The sequence below is a fragment of the Micromonospora sp. BL4 genome, assembly GCF_003667505.1.
Lineage (GTDB): Bacteria > Actinomycetota > Actinomycetes > Mycobacteriales > Micromonosporaceae > Micromonospora.
The window spans coordinates 1-4,279 of sequence record NZ_RCVJ01000203.1 but is presented as its reverse complement, the minus strand read 5'-3'; the positions used below and the strand labels follow the sequence as shown (position 1 = coordinate 4,279).

The 4,279-nt window shown below is 73.6% G+C and carries 5 protein-coding genes and 1 pseudogene; 3 read left to right on the top strand and 3 right to left on the bottom strand.

Features of this window, described 5'->3' with window-relative positions:
- The first annotated feature begins 4 nt into the window (after window positions 1-4).
- A complete protein-coding gene (locus EAD89_RS27025; RefSeq protein ID WP_233579193.1) occupies window positions 5-508 on the top strand; it encodes a hypothetical protein in 504 nt (167 codons plus the stop codon).
- A 139-nt stretch (window positions 509-647) separates the two neighbouring features.
- Window positions 648-1,313 (top strand): class F sortase, encoded by a 666-nt coding sequence (locus EAD89_RS27020; protein WP_233579186.1) that lies wholly within the window; start codon window positions 648-650, stop codon window positions 1,311-1,313.
- Between the two features lie 105 nt (window positions 1,314-1,418).
- On the opposite strand, the gene EAD89_RS27015 is transcribed toward EAD89_RS27020, so the two are convergent.
- The 3 genes from EAD89_RS27015 to EAD89_RS27005 are packed head-to-tail and all read right to left on the bottom strand — an operon-like array spanning window position 1,419 to window position 3,532.
- The gene (locus tag EAD89_RS27015) at window positions 1,419-1,736 is read right to left on the bottom strand and encodes an antibiotic biosynthesis monooxygenase (protein ID WP_121652184.1); all 318 of its coding nucleotides are present in this window, start codon (window positions 1,734-1,736) and stop codon (window positions 1,419-1,421) included.
- A gap of 40 nt (window positions 1,737-1,776) precedes the next feature.
- Entirely contained in the window at window positions 1,777-2,574 is a 798-nt protein-coding gene (locus EAD89_RS27010; RefSeq protein ID WP_121652185.1) for an exodeoxyribonuclease III, read from the bottom strand.
- Between the two features lie 37 nt (window positions 2,575-2,611).
- Window positions 2,612-3,532, bottom strand: coding sequence for a proteasome assembly chaperone family protein (locus EAD89_RS27005; protein ID WP_121652186.1), 921 nt, complete (start codon window positions 3,530-3,532; stop codon window positions 2,612-2,614).
- Between the two features lie 420 nt (window positions 3,533-3,952).
- Between EAD89_RS27005 and EAD89_RS27000 the strand changes: the two are divergent.
- Window positions 3,953-4,279: pseudogene (locus tag EAD89_RS27000) on the top strand (peptidase M23); the annotation flags it as partial.

Genomic DNA, 4,279 nt, shown 5'->3' with positions numbered 1-4,279 from the left:
GCCCCTGGCCGCCCGCGTGCTCGCGGCGCCCGCGCCCGGGGCGCCGCAGCCCGGCCCGCCCGGTGGCGCACCCCAGCCCGACCCGGTGGTGGACGTCTTCGTCGAGGTGAGCCCGAGCACCGTGCAGCCCGGCTACCTGGTCGGCATCCGGGCCAGCTGCCGGGACAACTCGGTGGGCGCCACGGTGGTCTCGGACGCCTTCGGCGCGATCGGCGTCCAGCCGCAGCGCGGGGTGCTCACCGCCGCACCGATGGTCCGCGAGCGCACCCGCCCCGGCAACTACCGGGTCAAGCTGGAGTGCCGCGACGGCGAGACCGCCTCGACCATGCTCCAGGTGGTCAAAAAGATGCCGCCCCACCCGAGTCGCGGTCCGGCCACCGGCTTCGGCGGCAGCGCCGGCGGCATGACCGGCAAACTGCTGCTGCCCGGTGGCGCGGCGCTGACCATCACCGGGCTGATCGTCGCCGTGGTGGCCCTGCGCCGGCCGCGTGGCGTTGCCCGCCGCTGAGGCCGCCATGGAGATCTTTCGCCCCGCACAGCCACCCGCTCGGAAGCCGCCGGGCGGGAAGCCGCCGTCCGCGGATCGCCCGCCGTCCGCGGATCACCCGCCGTTCGCGGATCGCCCGCCGTCCGCCGAACGCCCGGCGGTGGCCGCCCGCCCGCCGACCGCCGTCGCGCCCCGGCGCAGCCGTCCGCCCGGCCGCAGCCCCTGGTCGGTGCCGCTGGCCGTGGTGCTGGTGCTGCTCGGCGTGTTCGCCACCGGCGCGGGGCTGGGCCGCTCGGTCGGCCCGCTGGACTGGGCGCCAGCCGGCGGTGACCGGCCGCCCCGCAGCGAGACGGTCGGACTGTCGGCCAGCCGTCCGGTGCGCCTCTCGGTGCCGGCGATCAAGGTCGCCGCCCCGGTGACCCCGGTCGGGCAGGCCCGGGACGGCTCGATCGCCGTACCCCCGCTGGAGCGGCACAACGAGACCGGCTGGTACGACCGCGGGCCCACGCCCGGCGAGCCCGGCCCGGCGGTGATCGTGGGGCATGTGGACACCAAGAGCGGGCCCTCGGTCTTCTACGACCTGGGCAAGCTGAAGCCCGGCGATCTGATCGAGGTGGCCCGGGCGGACCGGTCGACGGTGGTGTTCAAGATCGACACGGTTGAGCACTTCCCGAAGGACCAGCTGCCCGCCGACCGGATCTATGGCCACGACGGACCGCCCGGCCTGCGTCTGATCACCTGCGGCGGCCAGTTCATCGGAGGCCGCACCGGCTACGCCGACAACGTGATCGCCTTCGCCACCCTGCAGTCCTCCCGCAGGCCCTGACTCCGGAGTCGTGATCGACACGGGATCGGCGATGTCGGGGTGTCCCGCCGGCTCGGACACCCCGACATCAGCGATCTGGAGAGGATCGACGCGCGAACCCTGCGGTCAGGGCTGCGGGACCTCCAGGGCCACCTCGAACTCCAGCAGGCTGGCGCCGGTGGCCACCGGCGGGCGGGGCTTCTCGCCGGGGGCCGCGGCGTGTGCGGCGCGGGACGGGCCGGCGGCCCACGCCTGGTACGCCTCCTCGGTCTCCCACCGGGTGTAGACGAAGTAGCGGGTCTCGCCGGCCACCGGCCGGAGCAGCTCGAAGCCGAGGAAACCGGGGGAGTTCTCCACCGTCCCGGCTCGGGCGGCGAACCGCTTCTCCAGTTCGGCGCCGCCGCCGGGTGGGACCTCGATTGCGTTGATCTTCACGACTGCCATCTGCCCACCCTAGCCACCACCCGCGGCCCGGCAACGGAACTCAGAACGCCTCGACCACGGGGACCAGGTCGGCGTCGACCACGATCGGGGCGTGATCGGAGGGGCCCTTGCCCTTGCGGGCCTCCCGGTCCACGTACGCCGAGCGGACCGCCCGGGTGAACGGCGCCGAGGCGTACACCAGGTCGATGCGCATGCCCTTGTTCTGGTGGAACATCCCGGCGCGGTAGTCCCAGTACGTGAACGGGTGCGGCCCCTTCATCGGGGTCGGCACGACGTCGCTGAGCCCCAGGTCGCGCAGTGCCGCGAGAGCGGCCCGTTCGGCCGGCGTGACGTGCGTGGAGTGGGTGAAGACGGCCGGGTCCCACACATCCGCGTCGGTCGGGGCGACGTTGAAGTCGCCGCAGACGGCCAGCGGCAGCCCGCCGGCCAGCTCCGCCTCCAGCGCGTCGCGCAGCGCCGCGAACCAGGCCAGCTTGTACGCGTAGTGCGGGTCGTCCGGCGTCCGGCCGTTGGGCACGTACACCGACCAGACCCGCACCCCGTCGCAGGTGGCGGAGATGGCCCGGGCCTCCGGCTCGGGAAAGCCGGGATCACCGGCGAACCCGACCCGGACGTCGGTCAGGCCGACCCGGGACAGGATGGCCACCCCGTTCCACCGGCCGTCGCTGTGGCTGGCCACGGTGTAGCCGAGCTCGCCCACCTCCGCCACGGGAAAGGCGCCGTCCGGGCACTTGGTCTCCTGCAGGCAGACCACGTCCGGCTCGGTGCCGGCCAGCCACTCCAGCAGCCGGGGCAGCCGGGCCTTCACCGAGTTCACGTTCCACGTCGCCAGGCGCATGTCTCCAGCCTGCCGCATCCGGCCCCGCGACGCCGGGTCAGCTGCCCGGGGTGTCGCCGGGACGGGTCTGTTCGGCGAGGAACCGTTCCAGCTCCGCGCCGAGTTCGTCGGCGGTGGGCAGCGGGCCGGCCTCCGCGGCGAGCAGGCTCTTCTCCCCGCGGCCCCGGGAGAACGCGTCGTACTGCTCCTCCAGGGCCTGGACCAGGGCCGCGGCGTCCTCGGTCTGGGCGACCTGCCGGTCGATCTCGACCCGGACCACCTCGGCGGCCGAGCGCAGCCCGTCGCCGGGCAGCAGCAGCCCCGTGCTGCGGGACACCGAGGTGAGCAGCACCTCGGCGGCGGCCGGGTACTCGGTCTGGGCCACGTAGTGCGGCACGTGGGCGGCGAAGCCCAGCGCGTCACGGCCCTGCTCACCGAGGCGGAACTCCAGCAGGTGACCGACGCTGCCGGGCACCTGGACCCGTTGCAGCCAGGGCTCGTACCCGGCGATCAGCTCGGGCCGGGTGGCGTGCGCGGTCACCCCGGTCGGCCGGGTGTGCGGCACCGCCATCGGGATCGAGTTGAGCCCGACGGTGAGCCGGACGTCCAGACGGGCGGCGAGCCCGGCGACCGCGGCCACGAACCGCTCCCACTGCAGGTCCGGCTCCGGGCCGGTGAGCAGCAGGAACGGGGTCTCGTCGTCATCGTGCAGCAGGTGCAGCTCGAGCTCGGGCGCGTCGACGCTCTCCCAGTGGTCCTCGACGAAGGTCATCACGGGACGGCGCGAGCGGTAGTCGAAGAGCTGGTCCACGTCGAAGGTGGCGATCGGCCGGCTCTCCAGCGAGGTGAGCAGCTGCTCGCGGGCCAGCCGGCTGGCGTTGCCGGCGTCCACGAACCCGGTGAGGGCCTGGATCATGACCGGTTGCCCGAGGTCGGGCAGATCGTCGGTGAGCTGGTAGAGCTCGTGTGGGTCGAGCACCGGTGCGGACCTCCCTGGAATGTGCCTACGGGATGCCGACGCGACGGACGGCACCCGGTTCGGGCAACGTACCCGCCATCCTGGTGCATTCCTGCTTCGGGCGATCCGTCGCCCGGTGGATGGGCTCGACCGGACTAATCACCCGATTACGCCGCCAGGGTGGCCCTGCTGGCCGATCGGCCGAGGGCGGTTCGGCCCAAAGGCCGAGTTTGTCGATCATGTCGGTGCTCGGGGCATGATGTCCGTCTCTGTCACGGATCGTGCCGCTCCGCGTGCCCCACCGGCTTTTTCCGGTACGCGAGGTCCCTTCCCTGGGCGGGTCGACCCGCCCCGGTCGTCCACCAGGACCGCCCCGATCTGTGGCGAGCGCCACGTGATCACCGTGCGTGATCGGCGTGGACGCCTGCCTAGCCTCGTCTGATGCGTGACGACGGCACCCTCGACGACCCGAACGCCCCGAGCACCCCCACTGCCGATATGGAGGATGGCACCTCAGCCGAACGGACAACCGCCGCGAGCCGGCTTCGGGCGTACGCCCGGGACCTGACGGGTCGACGTCGGGCGCAGGTGGCGCTCGCCACCGGTGTGGTCTGCTGCCTCGGCCTGGCCGCCGTCGTGCAGCTCAGCGACCAGAGCGCCGGTCCGGTGGCCCGCGACTCGCTCGCCGGGAGCTCCGAGCTGGTGCAGCGCGCCGAGCAGCAGCGTGCCTCCCGTGGCCTGGATCGGGCGGCCAGGCCGAGGCAGCAG

Excerpts from the sequence above, each read along its gene's own strand:
- EAD89_RS27015 (WP_121652184.1), bottom strand. The coding sequence starts at position 1,736 with ATGGCAGTCGTGAAGATCAACGCAATCGAGGTCCCACCCGGCGGCGGC.
- EAD89_RS27010 (WP_121652185.1), bottom strand. The coding sequence starts at position 2,574 with ATGCGCCTGGCGACGTGGAACGTGAACTCGGTGAAGGCCCGGCTGCCC.